At 66.5% G+C, this 26,382-nt stretch carries 28 protein-coding genes and 1 pseudogene; 17 read left to right on the plus strand and 12 right to left on the minus strand.

The genetic code is table 11. The features are described 5' to 3' along the window. Positions 1 to 51: 51 nt before the first annotated feature. Both Q4E25_RS10800 and Q4E25_RS10805 read right to left on the minus strand, forming a co-directional pair. Positions 52 to 459 (minus strand): annotated as a pseudogene (locus tag Q4E25_RS10800) (IS256 family transposase); the annotation flags it as partial. 162 nt (positions 460 to 621) lie between these two features. After that, a complete protein-coding gene (locus tag Q4E25_RS10805; RefSeq protein ID WP_303157047.1) occupies positions 622 to 1,641 on the minus strand; it encodes an HAD family phosphatase in 1,020 nt (339 codons plus the stop codon). Positions 1,642 to 1,753: 112 nt separating this feature from the next. On the opposite strand from Q4E25_RS10805, the gene Q4E25_RS10810 reads away from it, so the two are divergent. The 9 genes from Q4E25_RS10810 (at position 1,754) to Q4E25_RS10850 (ending at position 11,074) form a co-directional block, all read left to right on the plus strand. Beyond that, positions 1,754 to 1,996: a glutaredoxin family protein gene (locus Q4E25_RS10810; RefSeq protein WP_303156992.1), complete on the plus strand. Its 243-nt coding sequence runs from the start codon at positions 1,754 to 1,756 to the stop codon at positions 1,994 to 1,996. A gap of 160 nt (positions 1,997 to 2,156) precedes the next feature. Further along, entirely contained in the window at positions 2,157 to 3,554 is a 1,398-nt protein-coding gene (locus Q4E25_RS10815; protein WP_303156994.1) for a glutamyl-tRNA reductase, read from the plus strand. A 3-nt stretch (positions 3,555 to 3,557) separates the two neighbouring features. Next, positions 3,558 to 4,445 (plus strand): hydroxymethylbilane synthase, encoded by an 888-nt coding sequence (gene hemC, locus Q4E25_RS10820; RefSeq protein ID WP_303156995.1) that lies wholly within the window; start codon positions 3,558 to 3,560, stop codon positions 4,443 to 4,445. Positions 4,446 to 4,672: 227 nt separating this feature from the next. Next, positions 4,673 to 6,355, plus strand: a complete 1,683-nt coding sequence (locus tag Q4E25_RS10825) for a uroporphyrinogen-III synthase (protein ID WP_303156996.1) — start codon at positions 4,673 to 4,675, stop codon at positions 6,353 to 6,355. Between the two features lie 27 nt (positions 6,356 to 6,382). Further along, on the plus strand, positions 6,383 to 7,360 hold the full coding sequence (gene hemB, locus Q4E25_RS10830) for a porphobilinogen synthase (RefSeq protein ID WP_303156999.1): 978 nt from the start codon (positions 6,383 to 6,385) through the stop codon (positions 7,358 to 7,360). Between the two features lie 125 nt (positions 7,361 to 7,485). Then, positions 7,486 to 8,184 carry a hypothetical protein gene (locus Q4E25_RS10835; RefSeq protein WP_303157000.1) on the plus strand — a complete coding sequence of 233 codons (699 nt, stop codon included), beginning with the start codon at positions 7,486 to 7,488 and terminating at the stop codon, positions 8,182 to 8,184. After that, positions 8,181 to 8,618 (plus strand): tellurium resistance protein TerC, encoded by a 438-nt coding sequence (locus Q4E25_RS10840; RefSeq protein ID WP_303157003.1) that lies wholly within the window; start codon positions 8,181 to 8,183, stop codon positions 8,616 to 8,618. Before Q4E25_RS10835 ends, Q4E25_RS10840 begins: the two co-directional genes overlap by 4 nt. 47 nt (positions 8,619 to 8,665) lie before the next feature. Next, positions 8,666 to 9,703, plus strand: coding sequence for a uroporphyrinogen decarboxylase (gene hemE / locus Q4E25_RS10845; protein WP_303157004.1), 1,038 nt, complete (start codon positions 8,666 to 8,668; stop codon positions 9,701 to 9,703). Beyond that, complete coding sequence (locus Q4E25_RS10850) at positions 9,704 to 11,074, plus strand: protoporphyrinogen oxidase (RefSeq protein WP_303157005.1); 1,371 nt, start codon at positions 9,704 to 9,706, stop codon at positions 11,072 to 11,074. Here Q4E25_RS10850 and Q4E25_RS10855 read toward each other — a convergent pair. From Q4E25_RS10855 to Q4E25_RS10890, 8 genes are all read right to left on the minus strand, one after another. Continuing rightward, positions 11,071 to 12,162: a DUF1648 domain-containing protein gene (locus tag Q4E25_RS10855; protein WP_303157008.1), complete on the minus strand. Its 1,092-nt coding sequence runs from the start codon at positions 12,160 to 12,162 to the stop codon at positions 11,071 to 11,073. The two genes, Q4E25_RS10850 and Q4E25_RS10855, sit on opposite strands and share 4 nt — an antisense overlap. A 76-nt stretch (positions 12,163 to 12,238) precedes the next feature. Then, entirely contained in the window at positions 12,239 to 12,514 is a 276-nt protein-coding gene (locus tag Q4E25_RS10860; protein WP_368502635.1) for a GntR family transcriptional regulator, read from the minus strand. Between the two features lie 110 nt (positions 12,515 to 12,624). After that, the gene (locus Q4E25_RS10865) at positions 12,625 to 13,116 is read right to left on the minus strand and encodes a GNAT family N-acetyltransferase (protein ID WP_303157010.1); all 492 of its coding nucleotides are present in this window, start codon (positions 13,114 to 13,116) and stop codon (positions 12,625 to 12,627) included. 1 nt (position 13,117) lies between these two features. Then, positions 13,118 to 13,957: an NAD(P)-dependent oxidoreductase gene (locus Q4E25_RS10870; protein WP_303157012.1), complete on the minus strand. Its 840-nt coding sequence runs from the start codon at positions 13,955 to 13,957 to the stop codon at positions 13,118 to 13,120. A gap of 40 nt (positions 13,958 to 13,997) precedes the next feature. Then, positions 13,998 to 15,293 carry an ABC transporter permease gene (locus Q4E25_RS10875; protein WP_303157014.1) on the minus strand — a complete coding sequence of 432 codons (1,296 nt, stop codon included), beginning with the start codon at positions 15,291 to 15,293 and terminating at the stop codon, positions 13,998 to 14,000. Beyond that, the gene (locus Q4E25_RS10880; RefSeq protein ID WP_303157016.1) at positions 15,290 to 15,964 is read right to left on the minus strand and encodes an ABC transporter ATP-binding protein; all 675 of its coding nucleotides are present in this window, start codon (positions 15,962 to 15,964) and stop codon (positions 15,290 to 15,292) included. The genes Q4E25_RS10875 and Q4E25_RS10880 overlap by 4 nt, the downstream gene beginning before the upstream one ends. Beyond that, the gene (locus tag Q4E25_RS10885) at positions 15,961 to 17,541 is read right to left on the minus strand and encodes an efflux RND transporter periplasmic adaptor subunit (RefSeq protein ID WP_303157021.1); all 1,581 of its coding nucleotides are present in this window, start codon (positions 17,539 to 17,541) and stop codon (positions 15,961 to 15,963) included. Before Q4E25_RS10885 ends, Q4E25_RS10880 begins: the two co-directional genes overlap by 4 nt. A gap of 138 nt (positions 17,542 to 17,679) precedes the next feature. Then, positions 17,680 to 18,171: a hypothetical protein gene (locus Q4E25_RS10890; RefSeq protein ID WP_303157024.1), complete on the minus strand. Its 492-nt coding sequence runs from the start codon at positions 18,169 to 18,171 to the stop codon at positions 17,680 to 17,682. A 133-nt stretch (positions 18,172 to 18,304) separates the two neighbouring features. Between Q4E25_RS10890 and hemL the strand changes: the two genes are divergently transcribed. The 7 genes from hemL (at position 18,305) to Q4E25_RS10925 (ending at position 24,687) form a co-directional block, all read left to right on the plus strand. Next, positions 18,305 to 19,630, plus strand: a complete 1,326-nt coding sequence (gene hemL, locus Q4E25_RS10895; protein WP_303157027.1) for a glutamate-1-semialdehyde 2,1-aminomutase — start codon at positions 18,305 to 18,307, stop codon at positions 19,628 to 19,630. 8 nt (positions 19,631 to 19,638) lie between these two features. Beyond that, positions 19,639 to 20,247 carry a histidine phosphatase family protein gene (locus Q4E25_RS10900; protein WP_303157029.1) on the plus strand — a complete coding sequence of 203 codons (609 nt, stop codon included), beginning with the start codon at positions 19,639 to 19,641 and terminating at the stop codon, positions 20,245 to 20,247. Between the two features lie 4 nt (positions 20,248 to 20,251). Further along, positions 20,252 to 20,863, plus strand: coding sequence for a TlpA disulfide reductase family protein (locus Q4E25_RS10905; RefSeq protein WP_303157031.1), 612 nt, complete (start codon positions 20,252 to 20,254; stop codon positions 20,861 to 20,863). Next, the gene (locus Q4E25_RS10910; RefSeq protein WP_303157033.1) at positions 20,864 to 21,673 is read left to right on the plus strand and encodes a cytochrome c biogenesis CcdA family protein; all 810 of its coding nucleotides are present in this window, start codon (positions 20,864 to 20,866) and stop codon (positions 21,671 to 21,673) included. An 8-nt stretch (positions 21,674 to 21,681) separates the two neighbouring features. Then, positions 21,682 to 23,319, plus strand: coding sequence for a cytochrome c biogenesis protein ResB (locus Q4E25_RS10915; RefSeq protein ID WP_303157035.1), 1,638 nt, complete (start codon positions 21,682 to 21,684; stop codon positions 23,317 to 23,319). A gap of 91 nt (positions 23,320 to 23,410) precedes the next feature. Next, positions 23,411 to 24,430, plus strand: a complete 1,020-nt coding sequence (ccsB, locus tag Q4E25_RS10920; protein WP_303157037.1) for a c-type cytochrome biogenesis protein CcsB — start codon at positions 23,411 to 23,413, stop codon at positions 24,428 to 24,430. Then, on the plus strand, positions 24,430 to 24,687 hold the full coding sequence (locus tag Q4E25_RS10925; protein WP_303157039.1) for a helix-turn-helix domain-containing protein: 258 nt from the start codon (positions 24,430 to 24,432) through the stop codon (positions 24,685 to 24,687). Before ccsB ends, Q4E25_RS10925 begins: the two co-directional genes overlap by 1 nt. On the opposite strand, the gene Q4E25_RS10930 is transcribed toward Q4E25_RS10925, so the two are convergent. Beyond that, the gene (locus Q4E25_RS10930; RefSeq protein WP_303157041.1) at positions 24,684 to 24,950 is read right to left on the minus strand and encodes a hypothetical protein; all 267 of its coding nucleotides are present in this window, start codon (positions 24,948 to 24,950) and stop codon (positions 24,684 to 24,686) included. The genes Q4E25_RS10925 and Q4E25_RS10930 overlap by 4 nt on opposite strands. A 44-nt stretch (positions 24,951 to 24,994) precedes the next feature. Here Q4E25_RS10930 and Q4E25_RS10935 point away from each other — a divergent pair, with 44 nt between their 5' ends. Continuing rightward, positions 24,995 to 25,378: a DUF4229 domain-containing protein gene (locus Q4E25_RS10935; protein ID WP_303157043.1), complete on the plus strand. Its 384-nt coding sequence runs from the start codon at positions 24,995 to 24,997 to the stop codon at positions 25,376 to 25,378. 226 nt (positions 25,379 to 25,604) lie between these two features. On the opposite strand, the gene Q4E25_RS10940 is transcribed toward Q4E25_RS10935, so the two are convergent. Beyond that, positions 25,605 to 26,382, minus strand: a 778-nt coding sequence (locus Q4E25_RS10940) for an HNH endonuclease signature motif containing protein (protein ID WP_303157045.1), incomplete at its 5' end; no start/stop codon positions are given.

Genomic DNA, 26,382 nt, shown 5'->3' on the forward strand with positions numbered 1-26,382 from the left:
ACAACTAATCACCAAGATTCGAAACCAGATACACCACTACCCAGGACTTGACCGGGTGGTTTCGCGTTGACACCAGTGCCAGGCGATGACGTGGTCTAGGGTGGCGGCCACGATTAAACATCCGCTAGCAGTGTAGGTGCCGTCAATGAAGATTTGGTCATAAATTCGACCGGTATGACCGATAGTGGGGTCGGGGACGTCAACTAGCCAGCACCAGCTAAACCGGCGCTTCATTGTGGAGGCGCTGACCCCATTTCGTTCGGCCAATGCTTCCAGCGAGGTTGTGGTGGTGCAGTGCTCAATGAACTGGGCAAAAGTAGCAGCTTTGGTGACATCTGGCCGGCGTTTGTTGACCGAGGCTCCGCAGGCTTTACATCGCCAACGGGTGGCGCCTTTGCTGGTTGTCCCATTGCGTTTGGTATCGCCGCCGCAGTGGCAGCGTGGTCGATTCTTTGGCATTGGGACACCACACCACCGCCGACTACCACAGGTAGGCAGCCACACCGTGGATTGAGTCTCCCAAAGCCAGATATATGCTTCCAAAGCGTATATTTGACGTTAACTTAGAGGTCAGGGCCTAAAAATCCCCGATCCCAGACACACTTTTTGACCCTTAACCCGTTATGAGCGCCGGACAAAGCGCCACCCGCCATAAGAAAAGGCCGCCGTGAGCAGCGCGGGCAGCCCGTAGGCGCGCACGGCCTTGCGCACCGAGCGGTAGTCGCGAATGAGCCAGCCGCGCTCCTCGGCGACGTCGCGAAGCTTGGCGTCCGGGTTGATCGCCACCGGGGTGCCCACCATGGACAGCATCGGGATGTCGTTGGCGGAATCGGAGTAGGCCGTGCAGCGCTCCAGATCGAGGTTCTCCAGCGTGGCCAGGGCGGCCACTGCGTGCTTCTTGCCGGGGCCGTGCAGGATATCGCCCACCAGGCGGCCGGTGAACTTCCCGTCCTTAACCTCCGCCACGGTGCCCAAAGCACCGGTGAAGCCGAAGCGCTGCGCCAAGATCTGCGCCAGCTGCACCGGGGTGGCGGTGACCAGCCACACCTGCTGGCCAGCGTCGAGGTGCATCTGTGCCAGCTGGCGGGTGCCCGGGTAGGCCTTGTGGGCCATGGACTGATCCACGATCTCCTCGCACAGCGCCACCATGTCCGCCACCGAGCGGCCCTTGACAAACTCCAGCGCCTGCACGCGCCCGGCGGCGACGTCCCCGGCGTTCTCCGAGCCGGAGACGCGGAACTTGATCTGCTTCCAGGCGATGGGCAGGATTTCCGCGAGCTTGAAGTAGCGGCGCTTGGCCAGGCCGAAGGCAAAGGCCACCAGGGAGGAGCCCTGGATGAGCGTGTTGTCCACGTCGAAGAAGGCGGCGGCGCCGACGTCCTGCGGGATGTCCGGGTCCGGGGTGGTCAGGCTTGTGCCGCCGGCGGACTCGTAGGATCCGCGCACCGAGTCCACCCCAGAGGAATAGGAATCCAGATCGATGCCGAAGATCTGCTCCACCGCGGCGGAGGCGGCGGCCTCGCCGGCGGTCTTCTGTGATTCCTCGTCGAGCGGCGCGAAGGCTTGGTTCTCTAAGAAGTTACGCAGGTTTCCGCGGCTGGCGGTCCAGTTAGCCAGGAACTCGCGGGGCGAATCGGGCATACCGGGCGGGGTGGGAACGGACACGCATACAGCTTTCGATGGGGCTAAAGACTAACGTGTCCCATAGTAAACCCTGTCCACGCTTGCGTCTTTCTAAGGAGAGCCCCTCCCCATGGCCCAACATGTTGTCGAGCTGATGGTGCGCAGCACCTGCGGTTCTTGTGAGCGCGTCGAGAAGCAGATTGCCCCCGTGGTGGCCGCTGCCGGCGCGGAGTTGATCATCCGCAACGTTGATGAGGATTCGGAGCTGGCCATGGAATACGGTGATCGTGTCCCGGTGACGGTGCTTGATGGCGAGGAGTTCTCCTGCTGGGAGGTAGACAACGAGGAGTTGGCGGCCGCCCTGGCGCAGTAGCGCCCCAGTGTCCCAGCGCGGTAGCGCCCCAGTGTCCCAGCGCAGTGGCGCTCCTGTGCCCTGGGTACTTGGTCTCGGTTCGGAATCTGTGAATAAACCGAGTAGTCTTTTGGATGGTTTGAGTCAATCAAAGGGTTGACAGGAAAGTGGAGGGTTGTGCATGAGTGTGCTCGTCGTGGGCATGTCGCACCAGTCAGCACCTGTTGCGTTACTTGAAAAACTGAGCATGAACGACGCCGTGCAGCACGGCGCGTGCGGCGAACTGGTCAGCGCCGAGTCTCTCTCCGAGGCGATGATCATCTCCACCTGCAACCGCATGGAGGTCTACACCGTCACCAGCTCCTTCCACACCGGCGTGCAGTCCGTCGTGCGCGTGCTCGCGGAGGTCTCCGGGGTGGACGAGGAAGAGCTACGCACCTACCTCTACGTGCGCTACGCCGACGCCGCCGCCGAGCACCTCATGACAGTGACCGCCGGCCTAGATTCCATGGTCATGGGCGAGCAGCAGATCATCGGCCAGGTGCGCACCGCCTACCAGTCCGCCTCCGAGCAGGGCACCGTGGGCCCGCGCCTGCACGCCCTGGCGCAGTCCGCGCTGCGCACCGGCAAGCGCGTGCACAGTGAGACCGAGATTGATGAGGCCGGCTCCTCCATGGTCTCCTTCGCCTTCGACCAGGCGCTGCAGCGCATGGGGCTGGACAGCCTCGAGGGCAAGCGGGTGCTCATCCTGGGGGCGGGCGCCATGGCCTCCTTGGCCGCCACGCACGCCGGGCGGCTGGGCGCGAACCTGGTCATTGCCAACCGCACCCGCGAGCGCGCCGAGCGCGTGGCCAGCCACGCCCACGAGGCCGGGGTGCACGCGGACGTCGTGGACTTCGAGCAGCGCGCGCAGGCCCTGCCCACCGTAGACATGGCAGTCTCCGCCACCGGCGCCCAGGGCTTTACCATTACCGCCGCCGACGTCATGAACAACCGCAACCCCCAGCGCGACCTCATGCTGGTGGATCTGTCCATGCCGCGCGATATCGATGATCACGCCGCCGCCCACCCGGGCGTGGACCTGGTCAACATCGAGCGCCTGAGCAAGTCACTGAGCGCCGCGGATACCGACGTCGCCGCCGGCACCAACCCGCACGTGGCCGCCCGCCGCATCGTGGACGAGGAGCTCGAGGCCTATGCCTCCGCCCAGCGCGTGCGTGACGTGGTGCCCGCGGTCTCCGCCCTGCGCCGCCGCGCTGCTGACCTCGTGCAGTGCGAGTCCGCCCGCCTGGAGCAGAAGCACCCCGAGCTCACCGAGAAGCAGAAGGAGGCGGTGAACTGGGCGCTGAAGAGGGTCGTCGACAAGCTGCTCCACGAGCCCACCGTGCGTGCGAAGCAGCTGGCCGCCAGTTCCGGTAGCGTGAGCCACGAGACCGCGCTGCAGGAGCTCTTTGGCCTGCAGCTGGAAGGAACCGGAGTGGCCGTGGACGTCAACGAGCTGCCCGATATCGCTGAGGTGCAGGCGGCGCACGCAGACGATGGTTCAGCCAGCGGACAGGAACAGGAAAAGGAAGCTTAAGTCATGTTGAAGATTGGTACCCGCGGATCCCTTCTGGCCACCACCCAGTCCGGCCACGTGCAGGAGTGGCTCAAGGCGGCCGGATATGAGTCCGAGCTGCACATCGTGACCACGCACGGTGACGTCAACATGGCTCCGGTGGAGCGTATCGGCGTGGGCGTGTTCACCCAGGCGCTGCGCGAGGCACTGGCCGCCGGCGAGTGCGACGTGGCCGTGCACTCCTTCAAGGATCTGCCCACGGCTGCTGATGATCGCTTCCTGCTCATCGTCCCCCAGCGCCAGGATCTGCGCGAGGCGCTCGTGGCCCGCGACGGGCTGAGCCTAGAGCAGCTGCCGCAGGGCGCGAAGGTGGGTACTTCCGCCCCGCGCCGCATCAGCCAGCTGCGCGCCATCCGCCCGGACCTGGACATTCGCCCCCTGCGCGGCAACATCGACACGCGCATTGGCAAGGTGACCTCCGGCGAGCTCGACGCCGTGGTCCTGGCCTACGCCGGCCTGGTGCGCGCCGGCTACCAGGAGCGTGCCACCGAGGTCTTTGACCCGCAGGTGCTCATGCCCGCACCCGCCCAGGGTGCCTTGGCCGTCGAGGCTGTGAAGGGCAGCGAGGCCGCCGAGGCCATTGCCCGGCTGGCCGATTCCCCCGCGAGCGCCGCCACCCGCGCCGAGCGCACCGTGCTGCGCCGCCTCGAGGCCGGCTGCACGGCCCCGGTGGCAGCCACCTCCTACTGGGAGGGGGACACTCTGGTGGTGCGCGGCGGTGTCTTCGCGCTCGACGGCTCGCGCCAGATCCTTGCCGAGGCCCGCGGCGCGGCCGCTGAGGCGGAGGAGCTGGGCAACCGCATCTCCGAGGAGCTCTTTGGGCAGGGCGCAGCCGACCTGCTGGACAACTAATTTTTTGTTTAGAGCTTTATCATTTAGTGTGTATCTAGCACACATTCATTGGCCTCAATGAATCGGCCCCCCCTTAAGCGCCCCGCCGGGCGCAGGACAAGGAATCCCAGGACTCGCTGCCTGGGATTTTTGGCCGCTTGACATTCCCGCCCGTTGGTCCGGGGGAGTACGCTGCGCACGATCATGTCCGTGCCGGCGCCCTGGACCGCAGACTAGAAAAGAACTTTATGAGCAACGCCGTGCCGGATACTCAGTCAGACCTGGGCAAGATCATCTTTGTTGGTGCAGGCCCCGGCAACCCTGACCTGCTGACCGTGCGCGCCCGCGAGGTTCTGGAGACCAACGCGCTTGCCGTGGTCGATGCGGAGGTCTCCCAGGGGATCCGCGATGTCGTCGCCGCCCGGGTGCCCGTTCCGCAGGAGCTTCTCGACGCCGCCGAGGAAGAGTACGCCCGCATCTGCGCCGCCGCCAAGGAGGCCGGCGCGCGCCGCAAGCCCCCGCGTCCGGCCCCGCCCACCGCGGCGGTCTTTGAGCAGCCGGAGGGGGAGATCGTCGCCCAGCTGCGCGAGGCCCTGCGCGCCGCCGAGGGCGAGGACGTCATCCGCCTGGTCACCGGCAACCCGCTCAACCGCGAGTCCATCAAGGCAGAGATTTCCGCGGTGGCCGCCGCCGGCCTGGAGTTCCAGGTGGTGCCGGGCATGTCGCTGCCCTCCACCGTGCCTTCTTTCGCCGGCTTGGCGCTGGGCGCGACCTACACCGAGGCCGACATCACCGAGGGCGCCGACTGGGACGCCTTGGCCAGCGCCACCCAACCGCTGGTGCTGCAGGCCATCGCAGAGGATCTGCCGGTGATCTCCCGCGAGTTCCTCGAGCGGGGCATGCCGGCCGAGACCGAGGCCTACGTCACCGTGCACGGCACCACCCGCCTGCAGCGCACCCACGAGACCACCCTGGGCACCCTGGCCAAGCTCGACGCCGAGCTGCCCGGTGACCTGGTGGTCACCCTGGGGCGCAGCTTCGATGATCGCTCCAAGTACTCCTGGTGGGAGAACCGCCCGCTCTACGGCTGGCGCGTGCTGGTGCCGCGCACCAAGGAGCAGGCCGCGGCGATGTCGGCGCGCCTGGCCGGCTACGGGGCCATCCCGCAGTCCGTGCCCACCATCTCGGTGGAGCCGCCGCGCAACCCGGCGCAGATGGATCGCGCCATCAAGGGCATCGTGGAGGGCCGCTACAAGTGGGTCGTGTTCACCTCCGTCAACGCGGTGACCGCGGTGTGGGAGAAGATCGCCGAGCTGGGGCTCGATGCCCGCGACTTTGCCGGCGTGCACCTGGCCGCGGTGGGGCAGAAGACCGCCGACGCCATCCGCGCCAAGGGCATGGTCCCGGAGCTGACCCCCTCGCCCAAGAAGCAGAACGCCGAGGGCCTGGTGGAGGTCTTCCCCAACTACGTGGAGGACATCGACGCCGTGGGCCGCGTGCTGCTGCCGCGCGCGGACCTGGCCGGTGAGACCCTGCCCAAGGGCCTGGTGGAGCTGGGCTGGGAGGTCGATGACGTCGTAGCCTACCGCACCGTGCGCGCCGCCCCGCCAGCCCCGGAGATCCGCGACATGATCAAGACGGGCGGCTTCGACGCGGTGACGTTTACCTCGCCGTCGACGGTGCGCAACCTGGTCGGTATTGCCGGCAAGCCGCACGCGCGTACCATCATCGGATGTATCGGCCCTTCCACCCAGGCGGCCGCCGAGGAGCTGGGATTGCGCGTGGACGTCGTGCCCGAGGTTGCTGATGTGCCCTCGCTTGTCGACGCCCTCGCTGCCCACGTCGCCGCCCTGCGCGCCGCGGGCAACCTGCCTGCCCCGCGCAAAAAGCGCCGCTCGCGGAAGAAGACTACTAAGGTCGAGAAAGCATAAACCGTCTCGCGCTCTAAGGAGATTCCAATGAGCATTGTTCGTCGTCCACGCCGTCTGCGCCAGTCCCCGGCCATCCGGGAGATGGTGGCGGAAACCAGTCTGCGCCCCGCAGATCTGATTCTGCCCATGTTTATCGCGGACGGGATCAGCGAGCCGCGCCCGATTTCTTCTATGCCGGGCGTTTACCAGCACACCATCGACTCGCTTAAGAAGGCGGCCGGGGAGGCACTGGAGGCCGGGGTGCCCTGTGTGGATCTCTTCGGCGTACCGAAGGAGGAGGACAAGGACGCCACCGGCTCCGTGGCCTGGGATCCGGAGGGCATCCTCAACCGCGGCATCAACGCGCTGCGCGAGGAGTTCGGCGAGGATCTGGTGATCATGGCCGATACCTGCCTGGACGAGTTCACCGCGCACGGCCACTGCGGTGTGCTCGACGAGCAGGGGCGCGTGATCAACGATGACACCGTGGCCCTCTACCAGGACATGGCCCGCTCCCAGGCGCGCGCGGGCGCGCACATCGTCAGCCCCTCGGGCATGATGGACGGGCAGATCTCCGCCATCCGCGAGGCCCTCGACGAGTCCGGCCACGAGGACGTGGCCATCATGGCCTACTCCGCGAAGTACGCCTCCGCCTTCTACGGCCCCTTCCGCGAGGCCGTGGCCTCCTCCCTGGAGGGAGACCGCCGCACCTACCAGCAGGATCCGCGCAACTTCCGTGAGTCCCTGCTGGAGATCGATTTGGACATCGAGGAGGGCGCGGACATGGTCATGGTCAAGCCCGGCCTGCCCTACCTGGACGTGCTTTCCGCCGCGGTGGAGCGCTCCAGCGTCCCGGTGGCCGTCTACCAGGTCTCCGGCGAGTACGCGATGATCAAGGCGGCGGCGGACAACGGATGGATCAACGGTGAGGCCGTCATGATGGAATCGCTCACCGCCTTCAAGCGGGCCGGCGCGGATCAGATCCTCACCTACTTCGCCACCGAGGCCGCCCGCCTGCTGAAATAGGCTGCGCGGACTAGCCTGATTCTCACGTTCGGACAGTAAGGATTTTTGTGACAGCACCCCAGCCCCCCGTGACTGAGCCCCGCCCGCCCAAGTCCGCAACTCTTGCGGAGCGTGACGGTGGGGGTGTGGACAAACACAGCCCCACGCCGCGCCCGGAGTCCGTGCAGAACATGCTCCTCATGTGGCTGGGCGTGGTGGCGGGCGAGGCGCTGCACCTCATCTTTAGCGTCGTGATGTCGGTGCTCAACCGCAACCAGCTCATGGCGCAGGCCCGCCAGACCGCCGAGGACGCCGCGAAGGAAGGCGAGGAGGCCATGTCCGACGCCATGGTCAGTGCCATCGGCTACGGCTCGCTGGCGCTGTCGACGCTCATCTCGCTGTCCATCCTGGTGCTGCTCAGCGTCATGCTGTGGCTGCTGCGCAAGAACGGCAAGAGCGCCGGCATGGCGCGGCGCCTGTGGTTCTTCTTCTCGCTGTATTTTGGCCTGCGCATCATCATTGTGTTTATGACCAGCCCGGGTGGCTCGGACATCCCTGACTGGCTCTTTTTCCTCGACGGCTGCGTGCAACTGCTCGTCGGCGTGGCCGCGGTGCTCGGGCTGATTTTTTCCACCCGGGAGCCCACGCTGGAGTACACCGGCGAGATGGAGCAGATGCGCCAGCTGCAGAAGGAGATGGCGCAACAGCGCCGCGAGGCCGAGGCCAAGGCCCGCGAGGAGGAAGAGAAGGAAAAACGCGAGCAGCAGGCCAAGCGGCGAGCGGAGAGGCGTGCGGGACAGCGCGAGGAGGAAGATTCCCGCGGCCAAGGAGGCGGGAGCCGATGACCAGCCCAGCCTCCGGCACGGATTCCCAGCCCACGCCGCTGCGCTTTGCCTACTGGGTCTTCGTGGTGGGCTCCGTGGTGATGCTCACCTCCGGCATGGTGGGCATCTTCGGCACCGATGCCTACGCCCCGCATCTCAGCGCGCAGCAGCAGGACTTCCTGCACCGCAACACGCTCTTTGCCTCTGTCTCCAACATCGTGGGCGCGCTGGTGATCTCCAGCTGCGCGGCGCAGCTGGCCGGCGGGGGAAAGTGGTCGCGCCGCGTCATCACGGTGGTCAGCGCCTACATCATGTTTGTCAACATCGCCGCCATGGCGATTGGTGTGGGCGGGCTCTTCCTACTGGCCATTCCGATGGTGCTCATGGTGGGCATCTTCCTCATGTTCCGCCCGGCCTGCAACGAGTACGTGCGGGAGCGCAACCCGCGCTACTAATGCCTCCGAGTGGCTTTTTCTACAACTTTTGATTCATAATGAGGGGCATGTCGAGACTCTCATCTGCCCCGCTCATCGAGGCCGCCCACGGCCGCACCCCCTCCCGCCCCCCGGTGTGGTTCATGCGCCAGGCCGGCCGCTCCCTGCCGGAATACCGCGAGGTTCGCGAGGGCATCAGCATGCTCGACTCCTGCTTCATGCCGGAGTTGCTTGCTGAGATCACCCTGCAGCCGGTGCGCCGTCACGACGTCGACGCGGCAATCCTCTTCAGCGACATCGTTGTCCCGCTCAAGGCCGCCGGCGTGGGCGTGGAGATCGTCCCCGGCCGCGGCCCGGTTATGGACGCCCCTATCCGTTCCCGCGAGGACGTGGCCAACCTGCCCATCCTTGATGCGGACGTGCCGGAGGTGCGCCAGGGCATCGAGATTATCCTGGACGAGCTCACGGAGAAGCAGGCACTCATCGGTTTCGTGGGCGCGCCCTTTACCCTGGCCAGTTACCTCATCGAGGGCGGCCCCTCGAAGAACCACGAGAAGACCAAGGCGCTCATGCACGCCGATCCGGAGACCTGGCACGCGCTCATGGAGCGGCTGACCCCCACCATCGTCAGCTTTCTGGAGTTGCAGGTGGAGGCCGGCATCGACGCCATGCAGCTTTTCGATTCCTGGGCCGGCTACCTCAACGAGCGCGATTACCGGAAGTTCGTCCTGCCCTACTCCACGCGCATCCTCAAGGCCGTGGAGGGGCGCATTCCGCGCATCCACTTCGGCGTGGGCACCGGCGAGCTGCTCGGCGCGATGTCCGAGGCTGGCTCCGAGGTCATGGGCGTGGACTACCGCGTGTCCATGGACGCCGCCGCGCGCCGCGTGCAGGCTAAGGTCCTGCAGGGCAACCTGGACCCCGCGCTGCTCTTCGCCGGCGAGGACGCCGTGCGCGAGGCGGTGCGCACCATCAAGAAGGAAGTCGACACCGCGCGCGCCGAGGGCCTTGAGGGCCACATCTGGAACCTCGGGCACGGGGTACTGCCAACTACCGACGCCGACGCCATCACCCGCGCCGTCGCCATTATTCACGAGGAGGGTTAAATGAAGATCGCCATCATCGGAGCGGGCCTAGCCGGGCTGACCGCGGCCTGGCAGCTGCGCGAGGGCCACGAGGTCTACGTCTTCGAGGCCGCGGACCGCATCGGCGGCAAGCTGCACACCGTGGCCTTCAACGGCGGGCCGACGGACATGGGCGCGGAGGCCTTCATTCGCCGCCGCCGCGACGCCGTCGACTTCTTCGGGCAGCTGGGCCTGGAGGAGTCCTTCGTGCAGCCCAACAGCTCCCTGCGCCCGCGGGTCTACACCGGCGGCGAGCTGCGCCTGCTGCCGCGCGGCGGCGTGATGGGCATTCCTTCCCAGCCGCAGGATTTCTTCAGCGCGGAGACCAACGAGCACATCGCCCACGAGGCCCCCTTCGAGTGGGAGATTGGCGGGGATGTCTCGGTGGGTGCGCTGGTGCGCCAGCAGTTTGGTGACGACGTCGTGGACCACGTGGTCTCCGCCCTGCTGGGCGGGGTGTACTCCAGTTCCGCCGATGACCTGGGCCTGCGCGCTACCGTGCCACACCTAGCCCAGGCTCTCGACGAGCTGGCGGAACAGGGCCCGGTGACGCTGACCGCGGCCATCGAGAAGATCGAGTCCGGCCGCTCGCCGGCGGAGGGCTCCGTCTTTGGCACCTTCAAGGGCGGCTACGCGGAGCTCTACGAGGCCCTGGCGGAAAAGTCCGGCGCGCAGATCTACCTGGACACGTTCATCTCGGGCATCACCCGCTCCGGCGAGGGCTTTGAGGTCAAGGGTGCCCCGGCTGAGCTGGGCACCTTCGACCGCGTGCTGGTGGCCACCCCGGCGCCAACCACCGCCCGCCTGCTCAAGGACGTCGCCCCGGCCGCGGCGGAGGAGATCAAGAAGGTCCAGTTGGCCTCCTCCGTGGTGGTGGGCTTCAACTTCGCCTCCTCCACCGATCCGGAGGGCAACTCCCTGCCGGAGGCCACCGGCATCCTCATCGCCTCGGATGAGCCGGGCTTGCACGCCAAGGCCTTTACGCTTTCCTCCAACAAGTGGCCGCACATCGGTGAGCGCGAGGGGTTTGTGGCTCGCGCCTCCTTTGGCCGCTTCGGCGATGATTCCCTTGTCCGCGCCGATGAGGACGCTCTGGTGGATTACGCCCTCGATGATCTGAAGAAGATCACCGGCTTCGACGGGCGCGCCGCCGGCGTGGAGGAGATTTACACCCAGCGCTGGTTCGGCGGCATCCCGTGCTACGGCCCGGAGCACCTGGCCACGGTGGCGGCGGCCAACGCCGCGCTTGGCGACGTCCCCCACGTCGACGTCGCCGGTGCCTGGGCCGACGGCGTGGGCGTGCCCGCGGTCATCGCCGGCGCGCGGGCGGCGGCTCAGCGCCTGGTGGGCTAGCCCAGCGCGATGGGCAGGGCGATGCAGGCGATGATGAACGCCGCGATCCCGCCCAGGAAGGCCTTGGCCTGCCAGGTGGCGTAGTTGAAGTCGATGCCCGCGCCGAAGCGCTTGTCCACGAGCACCGCCGGGTCCTCCGGGTTGTAGTAGAACATGCCCCATTTGTAGTGCTCGTCGTTGTCGGGGGAGGGGGTGCCCTCGTCGGGGAAGTGCACGCCGCGCAGTTGTTCCTCGATGCGGGTCTGGGCGCACAGGATGGCGGCTACCATGCCGATGGCGCCGGCGACGCTAGCGAAGAGCAGCGCCATGATTGCCACCGGTATCACGCCGTTGTACTGGGGAAAGAGGATGGCCAGCTGCAGGCAGGCCAGGCTGGTGACGGTGAGTAAGCACAGCACCGCCAGGGAATTGGTGGTCGCGGACATCAGCGCCGCGGTGCGCACCTGACCCTTGATGGAGCGGTCCGCGCGGGGGTTGACCTTGACCTTGGTTCCTAGCCACGCCGCCAGCCCCATGAAGAAGAGCAGCCCGGTGTTGACGAAGGTCGGTCCAAAGACGCTGAAGAAGGACTTCTCGGACCAGGCATCGGGCTGCATGGAGGTATCGAAGTGGGTGGCGAAGGTCTGCGGGATGGTATCCCAGTTGCTGGCGATGACGAGCACGGATAGTGCGATGGCCAGCAGCGCGCCGCCCAGACCGATCCACGGGAAGGAGGGCTGCACGATCCCGTCGAAGTTGCGCGAGGGGGACACGCGGGCGGAGATGGCTGTCTCGATGCCGTTGTACCAGCCGCCCTCCTTCTTCGCGGCGATGATGCGGCGGCGCTGCACCGCGTAGACGCCCAGCGCGCCGAAGGTGACGACGAGCGAGGAGAACGCGGCGAACAGCGGCCCGGCCAAGCAGATGAGGGTGGCGATGACGCCGAAGAGCCACACCCACCGGCGGTAGGCCGTGACTGCGGCGGTGACCGTGGGGTCGTCGCGGTGCGCTGGGGGAACGGATACACCCAGCGGCAGGGCGGCTATCGAGGGAGCCATGCTCAGCATCCATGTGATGCCGAGGGTGGCGGCGGCGAGTGCAAAAATCATGGCAACTCCTTGAGGGCGGCGGCGAGGTGGTGATGGATATCGTCGGCGCTGAATCCTTGTGCGCGGGCGAGGGTAACTACGCGCTGCAAGCCGGCACGTAGCTGCTGTTTTGGGCGCTGCTTCGCGTGCTCGGGATGACGAGGGAGCCGGAGCGGCCCGCGGTTTCGACGAGCCCGTCGGCGACAAGTTGGTCGTAGGCCTTCTTGACGGTGGCGGGGTTGATACCAAAGTCCGCGGCTACGCGGCGGACGGGGTCGAGCTTGTCGCCGGGGCTGAGTTGGCCGCGGGCGATGGCGTCGTGGATCTGCTCGAAGAGCGGGACGTCCGAGTCTGGGTTGAGGGTGATGTACATGGTGGTGGTGGTGACAGCCTCAGTTTGTGTTAGTGGAAGTGATACAAAGGGATGTCGCTTCCATAACTTCCCCCGCCCCCAACGCCCGAGCGATCGATCCGGATGCGGGCCTAGGGTGTCGAAGGTCCCCCGCGCCGAATCATCGGGCGGTGCGGAATGCCATCCTCCTCGAACTCCTCCCCGCAGACCTCGAAGCCATACACCCCGTAGTAGCCCACCAGCGGCGCCTGGGCCTCCAGGTACACCGGGCGGCCGGGGTAGAGCGTGTGCGCCAGTTTCAGCGCGGAGGTAAGGATTGTATCGGCCAGCCCGGTCTTGCGGGCATCCGGGTGCACCGCGAAGCGCCCGAACTGGGCCACCTCCTCAGCGCCGCCGGGCAGCTGCACAGTGGCGGGGAAGACACGGGCGGTGCCGGCCAGCTGGCGGGTGTCGTCGTTAAAGCCCAGGATGTGCAGGGTGTCGGGGCGGGCGTCGATGTCATCGATCTCCGCATAGGGGCACTGCTGCTCATGGACAAAGATGTCCACCCGCAGCTTGTACAGCGCGTGGACATCCAGCGGGCTCATCTGGGCAATGCTCGCCGCCGAGAGAGTAAACGTCATCTTAACCCTTGGTGCGGAAGACAAAAATGGAGGAGAAGTCCTGGTCCCCGTGACCCATGGCCTGCTGCTCCTCAAAGCGCTCGATGGCCGCGGCCACCGCCGGCAGCGGCTTGGTGGAGGTCATCTCCATGAGCTTGGCGTCCTTGCACAGCGCGTCCACGGTGAAATCGCCCGGGGTGGTGTTGCGATCCCCGGTGATGAACGGGCCCTTCATGTTCTTCATGAAGGCCAGGCCGGTGATGTCGAGCATCTCCAGAATCACCTCGGCGTCCAGCCCCTCGGACTCGCCCAGGTGCAGCGCCTCGAGCAGGCCCTCGGCGGTCACCGCCAGCGCGAGGTTCGCCAGCAGCTTGCCGACGGCCGCCGTCGCCGCCGACTCCACCCCAATGAGCTTGTTCTCCCCGGCCCAGGGCTCGGCGATGTCCATGGCCAGCTCACGGCGGTCATCGTCAGGCATGCCCACGTAGACGCCGAGCTCGCCGGCGCGCGCCGGGCCCAGAGAGCCCACCACCGGGGCGTGGACGTAGGAGTCCACGGCGGCAGCAAACTCGCGGGCGGCGTCCGGGGAGACGGTGGTGGTGTCAATCCAGGTCACGCCCTGCGGGATGAGGTTGGTCTCGATGACGCGCTCGCGGATGTCATCGGGGCCGAACAGCGAGGTGATGATGACCTCGGCGCCCGCGACGGCCTCCTCGGGGGAGGCGGCGAGGGTGGCGCCGGCGTCGACAAGCGGCTGGGCGCGCTCGGCGGTGCGGTTCCACACCGTGAGCTCGTGGCTGTCAAGAAGGTGGCGGGCAAGCTCGGTGCCCATGCGGCCAGTTCCAAGGAAAGCGATCTTCATGCCAGCCAGTGTGCCAGCTCACGCTGAAGGTTGCAGCCACCTACTCGTAGCGCAGCGCCTCGATGGGGTCGAGCTTGGCCGCCTTGCCCGCCGGGTAGTAACCAAAGAAGAGGCCGATGGCCAGCGAGAACAGCAGGGAGAGGAACACAGCGCCCAGCGGCGGGAGCACGAAGGTGCCCAGCGCGGCGGCGCCGATCATGCCCACGGTGGCGCCGATGGCCACGCCCAGCAGGCCGCCCAGCAGGCAGACGATGACCGCCTCCGTGATGAACTGCGTGCGGATGTCGCGGCGGCGCGCGCCGAGCGCCTTGCGGATGCCGATCTCGCGGGTGCGCTCCGTGACCGTGATGAGCATGATGTTCATCACCCCGATGCCGCCCACCAACAGCGAGATGCCGCCGATGGCCGCCAGCACCAGGCTGATGGTGGTGAACATCTGGGTCAGGGAGGCTAAGTCCTCGCTGAAGTCGCTGACCTTGGCCATGTAGTCGGGGTCGTCGGCGTAGTAGCTGTCAAAGAAGCTCTGCAGGTCGCGGGCCACCACGGTCTTGTCCATGTCGGGGTTGCCGCGCACGGACACGGAGGTGAAGGCTTCGCCGGCGCCGGGTTCTTCGGAAAGCTCCGCCTCGAAGGGGTAGGGCACGAAGGCGTACTCGAAGGGGGCCGTGCCCACCAGCGGGCCGGTCTTGGCCTCCTCGTAGACACCGATAACCGCCAGGTCGAAGAAGGAGTTCTCCGCCTCGACGGTGAGGTACTGGCCCACCGCCTCCTGCGCGCTGCCGAAGAGCTCCTCGGCGCTCTTTGTGCTGAGCATGACCACGGCGCGCTGGGAGTCGATGTCATCGTCGCTGAGTGCGCGCCCAGCCACGATGGAATACATCGGGGAGTTCACGTAGTCCGGGTTGGTGGGCTGCACGTTGACCTCGGCGCTTCCACCCGCACCCGTGCCCGACTCAGCCCGCAGCGTGCCGGAGTAGGAGCTGTACTCGCCAATGAGCACCCCGCTGACCTCGTCGCCCAAGGCCTCCTTGAGGCGGTCGAGCATCTCCGGGCTGATCATGGAGCCCACGTCCTCCACGGAGGCCGCGCCCGCGTAGGGATCCTCCGGCTTGTCCTCCTCGCCCTCCTCGGGGCGGTCCTTGACCTCCACGGAGAAGTTGTTGACGCCCACACGGTCCAGGTCCGACTGCACCGAGGTCTGCAGCGAGCGTCCCAACGTCATGATGGCCACCACCGCCGCGATGCCGATGATGACGCCCAAAAGCGTGAGCGCCGAGCGCATCTTGTTGGTGCGCAGGCTGCCCAGCGCCATGCGCAAAGACTCAGCAAAGTTCATGAGAGCACCCCGTCCACCATGGTCACCGTGCGGCCGCATTCCTCGGCCAGCTCGGGGTTGTGGGTAATAAAGAGGATGGTTTTGCCGTGGGCGTCGTGCAGCTCGTGGAAGAGATCCATGACCATGCGCCCGGTCTGGGAATCCAGGGCGCCGGTGGGCTCGTCCGCGAGGAGGATATCCGGCTGGTTGGCCAGCGCGCGGGCGATCGCCACGCGCTGCTTCTGGCCGCCGGAGAGCTCGTTGGGCAGGTGATGCATGCGGTCGCTCATCCCCACCATCTCCAGCAGCTGCTCGGCGCGCCGGGTGCGCTCCGGGGCGGGCACGCTGGCGTAGATCATGGGCATCTCCACGTTCTTCAGCGCGGAGATGCGCCCGATGAGGTTGAAATTCTGAAACACGAAGCCGATTTGCTGGCCGCGGAAGCGGGCGAGGTGGTCGTCGTCAAGCGCCAGCACGTCCGTGCCGGACAGGAGGTACTCGCCGGCGCTGGGCTTATCCAGCAGCCCGATGATGTTCATGAGCGTGGACTTGCCGGAGCCAGACTGGCCCACCACGGCCACGAACTCGCCTTCGTCCACGGTGAAGTCGAGGCCGGGCAGGACGGTGAGTTCGCTGTCGAGCCCCTCGTTGAAACGCTTGACGATGCCCCTCATCTCAATGAGCCGGCTCATGCTCCCTTGACCTCGACGTTCTCGCCCACCCGGTCCTTGAAGGTCTCCGCCTGGGTGATGACGGTATCGCCTTCCTTGAGCCCGGAGGCCACTGCCGCGGAGAAGTCGGACTCCGTGGAGACGCGCACGGTGCGGGAGCGGATTTCGCCGTTTTCCACCACAAGGACGGATTTCGTGCCCTTGTCCTCCAGGATGGCGGAGAGCGGGACGGTGATGGCGTTCTTCTGCCGGTCGGTGATGATCTTGACTTTGGTGGTCGAGCCCAGGCGTAGGCCCTCGCGGTTGCCCTCCACGCGGATGTCCACGGGGAATTCCGGCTTGCTCGATCCGCCGGTGGATCCCTCATCGGAGCCCTTGGCCGGCTGCTCGGCGGTGGGGGAAATGAAGGTGACCTTGCCGCTGAAGTGTTTGCCAGGGCTGGAGGGGGAGGTGAAGGTGACTTCGTCGCCGACCTCGATGCGGGAGATGTCGCCCTCCTTGACAGTGGAGTGCACGATGAGCGTGGAGTCATCTGCCACGGTGAGGATGGGGCCCTCCGCCGGGGAGCCGGGCTGGCCACTCACGGCGGTGATCACCCCGGCGAGCGGGGAGCGCAGCTCGGCCTGGGAGAGCGAGTATTCCAGCGGAGCGTTGGCTTGCGCGCCGCTCTCGCTTGCCGACGCCGCCGATTCCACCGCGTGGTTCACCGCCTGGGACTGGGCGTCGATCTGCTGCTCAACGGCGAGGTTGCTGGCCTTGAGCGAGCGTTCGGCGTCGGCGACGGCCTGGTAGGAGGCGGCGGTGGCGCGCTGCTGATCGCCCAGGCTGCGGTCGATGCCGCGCAGCACGCGGCCGTAGGAGTCCTCGGCCTCGGTGACTTTGCGGTGGGCGTCGGCAACAGCGGCGTCGGAGTCCACGAAGTTGAGGAAGGCGTTGGCGGTCTGCACACCGGTGTCGGGGTCCTCGGCGGCGGTGCCCACGGAGGCCAGGGCGGCCTGGAAGGATTTGGATTCGGCGTCGCGGGCAGCGGAGCGGGCGTCGATGACGGCGGTGCGGGCCTCGGCGACCTCCGGCAGATCGCCCTTGGTGGCCAGCGCCTGGTCCAGTTTCTTCTGGGCCTCGGCGTACTCGCCCTGCGCGGAGTTGAGCGCGGACTGGGCGCTGTTGACCTCGGGGTTGAGGCCCTTGTCCAGGGAGTCCTGCAGCTGGCGCAGCTGGAGCTGCGCGTCCTCAATCTGGTGGACGGATTCCAGCTTGCTGGCCTCCTGGGTGCTGCGCTGGGCGGCGAGCTCCTGCTCGGTGGCGGTGGTGTCGATGCGCCCGAGCAGCTGCTGGGCATCGACGCGGTCGCCCACCTTGGCGTCGAGGGACTCGATGGGGCCGGTCAGGGAGGTGCTGAGGCTGAGCTCGCGTTCGGCGGCGACGGAGCCGGTGGCGGAAACGGAGCTGACCAGGTCCTCCTTGGCTGCCGTGGTGACCTCGGATGCGGCGAGCTGGGTGGCGGAGGAGCCGCTGGTCAGGGCCACGTAGCCGCCGCCTCCCGCCAGCAGAATCGCGGCGAGCGCGCCCCCTGTGATGCCTAGAGTCTTCTTGTTCATGAGTCCCAATTCGTCTGTGTTATTGGTTGTGCTACTAGTACTGACTTCAGACTAAAGCCATGAATGGGAACTTGTCAGTAGACCTCAGGGGTAACTTTTGGGTACAGCTGGCTCTACCCCCTGTCGGCCCCGCCGGCTTTAATGCGGCAGCGGGATGTAGATGTCCTCCGCCCGCGGCAGCGGCGGCGGGGCGGGGATCTGCTCGAGGCCCTGCTGCACCTCCGGCGGCAGCGGGATCGAAGTGGGGATCTTTGGCGGCGGTGGCAGCTCCGGCAGCGCGGGCATCTGAGGAGGGCGCGGCGCCGGGGCGGCGGGCTGCTGGACGATGACCGTCTCCTGCCGCGGCGCTGCCGGGGTGGATGGATGTTCGGTGACGGTGAGCACGGAGGGCGTCGGTAGTTGCGTCGCCTGCTGCTCCGGAGCGGGGCGGCTGGCAGCGGAGGTTTCCTCCATGCCCAGGCGGTTGGCCGGCTGGGGGAGGGCCTCGGGCTGCCAGGGACTCGATGGTGCGGCTGAGCCTGTGGGCGTGGCGGCTCCCTCGGTGCTCACGGCCGTTGGTGTGATGTCGGTGCCGCTGCACCCGGCCAGCAAAGCCGCGGGTGCCAGCGCGCACAGTACGCGCATGCGCATGGAATTCCCCCTTGAAAAGCGTGTGTCATAGCAGTGGCGGCGCCCCCGCGCCACACCACTGCTCCCGAGCATAGCTACCACCTCCCTGCGGTGCAGGGGAGTCAAACTTTTGTATAGGGCTAGAACCGATACAATGTTGCCTATGCCTATTTCCAGCCAGCAGAATACGTCCCAGTCCGCGCAGTGGTTCGAGCGCGCCACCAAGGTCACCCCGGGTGGCGTGAACTCCCCGGTACGCGCTTTCGGCTCCGTCGGCGGCCAGGCCCGCGTCATCGCCCGCGGCCGGGGCTCCCGCCTGTGGGATATCGACGGCAACGAGTACGTCGACCTCGTCAGCTCCTACGGCCCCATGATCCACGGCAACGCTCACCCGGCCATCGTCGAGGCCGTGCAGAAGGCCGCCGCCGACGGCCTCTCCTTCGGCGCCCCCACGGAATCAGAGACGCTGCTGGCTGAGCGCATCGTGGAGCGCACCGCCGTCGAGCAGGTCCGCCTGGTCAACTCCGGCACCGAGGCCACCATGTCCGCCGTGCGCCTGGCTCGCGGATTTACCGGCCGCCCCAAGGTGCTCAAGTTCGACGGCTGCTACCACGGGCACGTCGACGCCCTGCTGGCCTCCGCCGGCTCCGGCGTGGCCACCTTCGCCCTGCCGGACTCCCCGGGTGTGACCGGCGCTTCCGCCGCCGACACCATCGTGGTGCCCTACAACGATCTCGACGCCGTCCGCGCCGCCTTCGCAGCCCACCCGGGCGAGATCGCCTGCATCATTGCCGAGGCCGCTGCCGGCAACATGGGCACCGTGGCCCCCGAGGAGGGCTTCAACGCCGCCCTCAAGGAGATCGCGCATGCCGACGGCGCCCTGCTCATCCTCGACGAGGTCATGACCGGCTTCCGCACCTCCTACCAGGGCTGGTACGGCGTCGACGGTGTGGCGGGTGACCTGGTGACCTTTGGCAAGGTAGTCTCCGGCGGCCTGCCCGCCGCGGCATTCGGAGGCCGCGCCGACGTCATGGCCTACCTCGCCCCGGCCGGCCCCGTCTACCAGGCCGGCACGCTCTCCGGTAACCCGGTGGCCATGGCCTCCGGCCTGAAGTCCCTGGAGCTGGCCACCGAGGAGCTCTACCCGCGCCTGAGCGCCACCGTGGACCGCCTCACCGGCATGATCTCCCGCGCGCTTGAGGCCGAGGGCGTGGCCCACCACATCCAGCGCGCCTCCACCATGTTCTCCATCCGCTTCGCCGAGGGCCAGGGCCGCAACTTCGACGAGATGAAGGCCGCGGACACCTGGCGCTTTGCCCCCTTCTTCCACGCCCTGCTCGAGGGCGGTGTCTACGTCCCGCCCTCAGCGTTTGAGACCTGGTTTGTCTCCGATGCCCTCACCGACGAAGATTTTGAGGTCATCGAGGCAGCACTTACCCCCGCCGCCCAGGCCGCAGCCGCTGCCACCCGTCCGGAATAAGGAGCACCATGTCCACCACCATCGTCCACTTCGTCCGCCACGGCGAGGTCCACAACCCGGAGAAGATCCTCTACGGGCGCATCCCGGGCTTTCACCTCTCCTCTCGCGGGCACTCCATGGCCGCGCGCACCGCGGAGGCCTTCCGCGGCCACGACGTGACCTACCTGGCGGCCTCCCCCCTGCAGCGCGCGCAGGAGACCGCCCAGCCCATCGCCAAGGTCACGGGCCTGGACATTGAGGTGGACAAGGCCGTCATCGAATCCGGCAACCGCTTCGAGGGCCTGCGCACCAAGGGTTGGAACTCCCAGCTGTGGAACCCGCGCCGCTGGCCGCTCATGCGCAACCCCCTCGAGCCCTCCTGGGGCGAGCCCTTCGAGCAGATCGCCGCTCGCATGATGGACGCCGCCGAGCGTGCCCGCGCCAAGGCGGTAGGCCACGAGGCCATCGTCGTCTCCCACCAGCTGCCCATCGTCATGGTGCAGCGCACCGTGCTGGGCAAGCGCCTGGCGCACGCGCCGTGGAACCGCGAGTGCGATCTCGCCTCCGTGACCTCGCTGGTCTACCAGGGCACCGAGATCACCGACATCTTCTACTCTTCCCCCGCCCACGCCATCTAAACCCATGAACTTTTCTGCTTTCCGACGCCCCCTGGCCGCCGCCGCTGCCCTCCTCGCCGCGTGCACGCTGGCCGCGTGCTCCCAGGACGCCGATAACGCCCAGAACGCGGTGGCCATCGGCGGCGAATTTGAATTCGTCACCCCCGGCGGAGAGACCGTCATCCACTACGAGGAATCCGAGCGCAAGCCGCTCAAGGATTTCTCCGGCGAGAACCTGCGCGACGAATCCACCACCATCAAGCTCTCGGACTTCAAGGACGAGATCGTCGTCCTCAACTCCTGGGGCCAGTGGTGCGCGCCCTGCCGCTCCGAGTCCGACGACCTCGCCCGCATCCACGAGGAACTGCAAAAACGGGGCACCGGCACGGTCCTGGGCATCAACGTCCGCGACTACAACCCGGAGATCTCCCGCGACTTCCTCGAGGACAACGGCCTGGAGTACCCCTCCATCTACGATCCGCCCTTCAAGACGGCCGCCGCACTCGGCGGCGTGCCCACCTCCGTGGTGCCCACCACCATCGTGCTGGACAAGCAGCACCGTCCCGCGGCGGTCTTCCTGCGCGAGATCACGGACAAGGACATCCTCGAGGTCGTCGACCAATTGGAGAAGGAATAAATGGAGTTCGCACTCGCAGCCGGGGTGGGCGAGGCCTTCGCCGAAACCGCCGCGGCCGGCCCGTTGCTGCTCGGCATCCTCGCCGCCGCCGTGGCCGGCCTCGTGAGCTTCGCCAGCCCCTGCGTGGTCCCGCTCGTGCCCGGCTACATCTCCTACCTGGCCAGCGTGGTCGGCGGTGAGGTGAGCTATGACGCGGCGGGAGAGGTGGGCGTCGGCAAGCGGCGCCAATGGGCCGTCGTGGGCGCGGCCGCGCTCTTTGTGCTGGGCTTTACCGTGGTTTTCGTGCTGGCCACCGTCTCGGTCTTTGGCGCGATTTCCGCCCTGACGCTCAACGCGGACACCCTCATGCGCGTGGGCGGGGTGGTCACCATCCTCATGGGCGTGGTGTTCATGGGGATGGTCCCCGTGCTGCAGAAAGACACCCGCCTGTCCCCGCGCCGCTGGACCACCTGGTTGGGCGCGCCGCTGCTCGGCGGCGTCTTTGCGCTGGGCTGGACCCCGTGCCTCGGCCCCACGCTGGCCGCCATCATCTCCGTCTCCGCCGGCACCGAGGGCATGACCGCGCTGCGCGGCACCATCCTCATCGTGGGCTACTGCCTGGGCCTTGGCCTGCCCTTCCTGCTGGTGGCGCTGGGTTCGGCGCGGGCGATGCGCACCATCTCCTGGATGCGCACGCACTCCCGCGCCATTCAGATCGCCGGCGGCGTGGCCATGATTCTCGTCGGCTTGGCGCTGGTGACCGGCGCGTGGGGCGAGTTCATCACCTTTATCCGCCAATGGACGGTGTCCTACGGCGCAACCCTGATTTAGAGAGCAGAATGATTGTGAAGTACTTCCGCAAAGCGTGGCACTGGCTGACCAGCATGCGCACCGCGCTGGCGCTGCTGTTCCTGCTTGCCATCGCGGCGATTCCCGGCTCCCTGCTGCCGCAGCGCTCCCTCAACGAGTCCAACGTCAACGACTTCATTGAGAACAACGGCACGGTGGCGGAGATCTACGACAAGCTGCAGCTTTTCGACGTCTTCTCCTCCGTCTGGTTCCAGGCCATCTATGTCCTGCTCATGATTTCCCTGGTGGGCTGCATCATCCCGCGCTCCTGGGATCACTACAAGGCCTGGCGCACCAAGCCCACCCGTGCGCCGAAGTACCTGCATAGGATGCCGCTGAACGCCTCCGGCCACTCGGAGAAGTCCCCGGAGGAGATCGCCGCGGCCACGAAGACGATGCTGCGCAAGTGGCGCGTGGCGGAAAGCGCCCCCGAAGAGGACCGCGCCGGCGCGCATTCCTTCTCCGCGGAGCGCGGCTACGCGCGCGAGCTGTGCAACCTGATTTTCCACGTGGCGCTGGTGGCGGTGCTGGTCACCGTGGCGGCCGGCCGCCTGGTCACCTACGAGGGCCAGGTCATCGTGGTCACGGAGAAGAACTCGCAGGGGCAGACCCAAAAGCAGCCGCGCTCTGCGGAGTTCTGCAACACCTCGCCCTCCAACTTCGACTCGCTGCGCTCGGGCCCGCTTTTCGACGGCACCGGGCTGCACCCCTTCTGCTTCGTGGCCCATGACTTCACCGCGGAGTACCTGCCTAATGGCCAGGCGGCGATGTTTACCTCCAACGTGTCCTACGCGACGGGCGATGATATCACCACCGACCCCTCGACCTGGGAGGACTACCAGCTGCAGGTCAACCACCCGCTGCGCCTGGAAAATAACCGCGTCTACCTGCAGGGCCACGGCTTTGCCCCGACGGTGACGGTGGAGTGGCCTAACGGTGAGAAGCGCACGCAGACCGTGCAGTTCCAGCCCACGGACACCGTGTTTTTCCTCTCCTCGGGCGCGATGCGCTTCGACCCGCCGGCGGGCATGTACCCGGATCTCTACGAGCGCCGCCAGCACCAGATCGCCATCCAGGGGCTCTTTGCGCCCACGGCTGAGTGGTCCGGTGAGAACGGCAAGCTGCTGACCTCCTCCTATCCGGCGATGATGGACCCGGCGATGGCCATCGACATCTACCGCGGCGACGCCGGCCTGGACACCGGCGTGGCGCAGAGTTTGTTCTCGCTGGACTCCTCGCTCATGCACTCCGGCCAGCTGCAGAAGATTGACCGCGTGAATCTCATGCAGGGCGAGTCCGTGACGCTGGACGACGGCACGAAGATCACCTTCGATGGCGCCTCGGAGTTTGCGAACTTCCAGATCTCCTACGATCCCTTCCAGGTTTGGGTGCTTATTTCTGCGCTCGTCATGCTGGTGTCCCTGGTGGGCTCGCTGACCATCAAGCGACGCCGCGTATGGGTGCGCATCCGCCCGGCGGCCGATGGCGGCACCGACGTGGAGATGGCCGGCCTGGCGCGCACGGATCGCGCGGGCTGGTCGGAGGAGTTCTACGTGCTCTACCGCGAGCTGCTGGAGCTGCCGGATCCGGACGAGGTGGAAGAAGACACCCTGTATTCCACACAATAGGTGGGTTAGAGATCCGCCAAAAGTTGGATATTGTCCTGTCCGGGGGTAGCCTGAACAGGACTATCCCCATATCGAAGAACTAGGTTAAACCATGCAGATTGACCAAAACTTGTCCAACTTCTCGGACATTGCTGTGCAAACGGCCTTCGTGATGTACGCCGTCTCCCTGTTCATGTCACTGATGTACTACGGCAGGATTCAGAGCCTCATCGGGGCAAGCCGCAAGGCGCAGCAGAAGCAGCCCGCGATGGTCGGCGGCGCAGCGCCCGCGGATAGCTCGCCCTACGCGGACAAGGCTGAGGAGCTCGCGGAGGATGCCGACTCCGTGAGCGGGGATCTTGAGCGTCGCACCGCCTCCGCCGACCGCCTGGGCAACATGACCCAGATGGTCATCTGGCTGGGCATCGCCCTGCACCTGGCGGCCATCGTGCTGCGCGGCCTGGCCACCGGCCGCTTCCCCTTTGGCAATCTCTACGAATACGTCCTCATGGTCACCGCCGGCGTGCTGGTGGTGGCCACCATCGCCATGCAGCGCAAGGAGTGGCGCACTCTGTGGCCGTGGCTGCTCACCCCAATCATGGCGCTGATGTTCTACGGCTCCACCAAGCTCTACGCGGAATCCGCCCCGGTGGTCCCGGCGCTGCAGTCGCACTGGCTGCCCATCCACGTCACCGTGGTCTCCCTGGGTGCCTCCATCGGTATCGTTTCCGGTATCGCCTCGCTGCTGAGCCTGCTGCGCGTGTGGCAGTCCAAGGGTAAGGAGCACGGCCCGCTGGGTGCAGTGGCCCGCCCGCTACCCACGGCGGAGAAGCTGGATCAGCTGGCCTACCGCCTGGGTGTCATCACGCTGCCGACTCTTGGCCTGGGCATCGTGCTCGGCGCCATCTGGGCGGAATCCGCGTGGGGCCGCTTCTGGGGCTGGGATCCTAAGGAGACCATCTCCTTTGCCACCTGGATCCTCTACGCCGCCTACCTGCACGCCCGCGCGACGCCCTCCTGGGCCAACTTCGCCCCCTACATCAACATCGCGGCCATGGCGCTGATGATCTTTAACCTCTTCTTCATCAACATGGTTGTCTCCGGCCTCCACTCCTACGCGGGACTGAACTAATGTCGGACACACACAAGCCGCGACATAAGCAGGGCAAACCGGCCGGCGATAATCCCCACCTCGTTGAGCTGGGAGCGGCCTTCGCGCAGCGCCGCCGCGACCTGGGAATCCTGCAGCAGGATCTCGCCGATAACGCCGGGGTCTCACGCTCCACCCTGCACGCCATCGAGCACGGCGGCACCGGGGTGCGCTGGGAGAAGGTCACTGCCGTGGCCCACGCTTTGGGGCTGGAGATGACTTTTAAGCCCGTGCGCTAGTCTTCGCCCTCGTCGATCTCGCGCCAGCGCTCTTCGAGGCGTCGGCGCGCAGCTTCATCTTCCTCCGCCTTTTCCTTGGCGCGGCGCTCCTTGAAGCGCTGCTTTTCGAGGTTCCACAGGAATTCCTCGTCGTCGTCCGGGCCGTTGATGGCCGGGCGCTGTGGCTGTTGCGGGGCCTGCTTCTTCCAGCTTGCGGGGCCGAAGGCCTTCCACACGAGGACGGCGGCGGCGACAAAAAGCACAAAGAGAATTAAACGACCCATGCGTCATATCCTACGGAATGGCGTCTGTGAAAGAATTGAGTGCCATGAGCGATTCATCCGAGAACTTCAGCGCTGAGCCTTCCGCCCCGGAATCCCACGCGAGCTCCACTCCCGACGCCGCTATCCCCGAGCCTCCCCAGCCGGATCCGGAGCTGCGCCGCCGCTCGCGCCGTGCCTTGTGGAAGTACGGGCTGGCCCGCCTGCTGCTGTTCATCGTGCTGACCGTGGTGATTCAGCTGCTGTCCATCGCGGTGGGCTTCCCCATCCCGGTGTTGGTCTCGGCGCTGTTGGCGCTGTTTGTGGCCCTGCCGCTGTCGATGCTCATCTTCAGCAACTGGCGCATCGAGGCCACCCAGACCCTAGCCGAGTACTCCGCGCAGCGCCGCGCCCACAAGGAGTGGATGCAGGCGGAGCTGGCCGGCCGCTAGCCCCGCTTAGCGACGCCCCATCAGCACCGCGCGCGTCACCACCGCGCGCATCACCGCCGAACCGCGCGCCAGTGTCTCGCCGTATCGCGCCGGCACCCGGTATCAGTGGCGCTGCGGATGCTCAAGGCTTCGAACGTTTCACCGTGCTTGGGCACGGCGTGTAGAGGAACCGGGTCTCCGGTTCCCCTGCTGGGTGCGTGGTGGGTGCTGTGGCGCCTCCTGCTGCCTACGCCGGCTGTTGGGCGGCCTGCTTGGCGCGTTGGGCGGCTACGGCCTGCTCGGTGGTCTGGCCGGGATACACCCACACAAACCCACCCTCCACACGCTCAATGTGACCATGCAGCGGTTTCGAGCGGTCATCATCGTTGCGGCCGTTGTGGAACGGGCACAACATCGTCAAGTTGACCTGGTTGGTCATCCCACCCTGACTCCAGGCCTGAATATGATGCACATGCGAATCATCCGCAGCCTTCAGGCAGGTATCGACTGCACAGGTGGGGGATTCGGCCTTAGCCATAAGCAGCTGCTTAAAATTCGCCGCCCTATTAGTCCGGTAGCAGTTAATCCCACCCTCCACCGGGTCAATAATGGTGATATAGCCAGCCACCTCAGTAGTCTCCAACCACTCCTTGCCACTAATGAAGGCCCCGTTAGTCATCTCCAGCATGATCTCATCAGCATCCTCAGGATGCTCCATAATCCGGCGGAAGGTAGGGGCAGGAACAATCACATTGGTCACCCTACGGGCCGGCTGAGCACCACCAGCAGAAAAGAACAAAGCAAAGAAAGACTCCACAGCCTTCGAACCGGTGGAGTGGTCAAGGCTGTTGTAGACCTCGATAAGCTCAGAATCCCGAGCAGCCACCGTCAGCAGCGAGATACCGTTCCTATCCCGGCGAATACGCACCCCCTCCTCACGGGGCGTGCGTAGGACTTTAAGCTCCTTGCGGGGGTCAAGTCCTGGGTAGTGGTGTATCTGGTTTCGAATCTTGGTGATTAGTTGT

Origin of the sequence: Corynebacterium sp. (genome assembly GCF_030532325.1) — a bacterium.
Lineage (GTDB): Bacteria > Actinomycetota > Actinomycetes > Mycobacteriales > Mycobacteriaceae > Corynebacterium.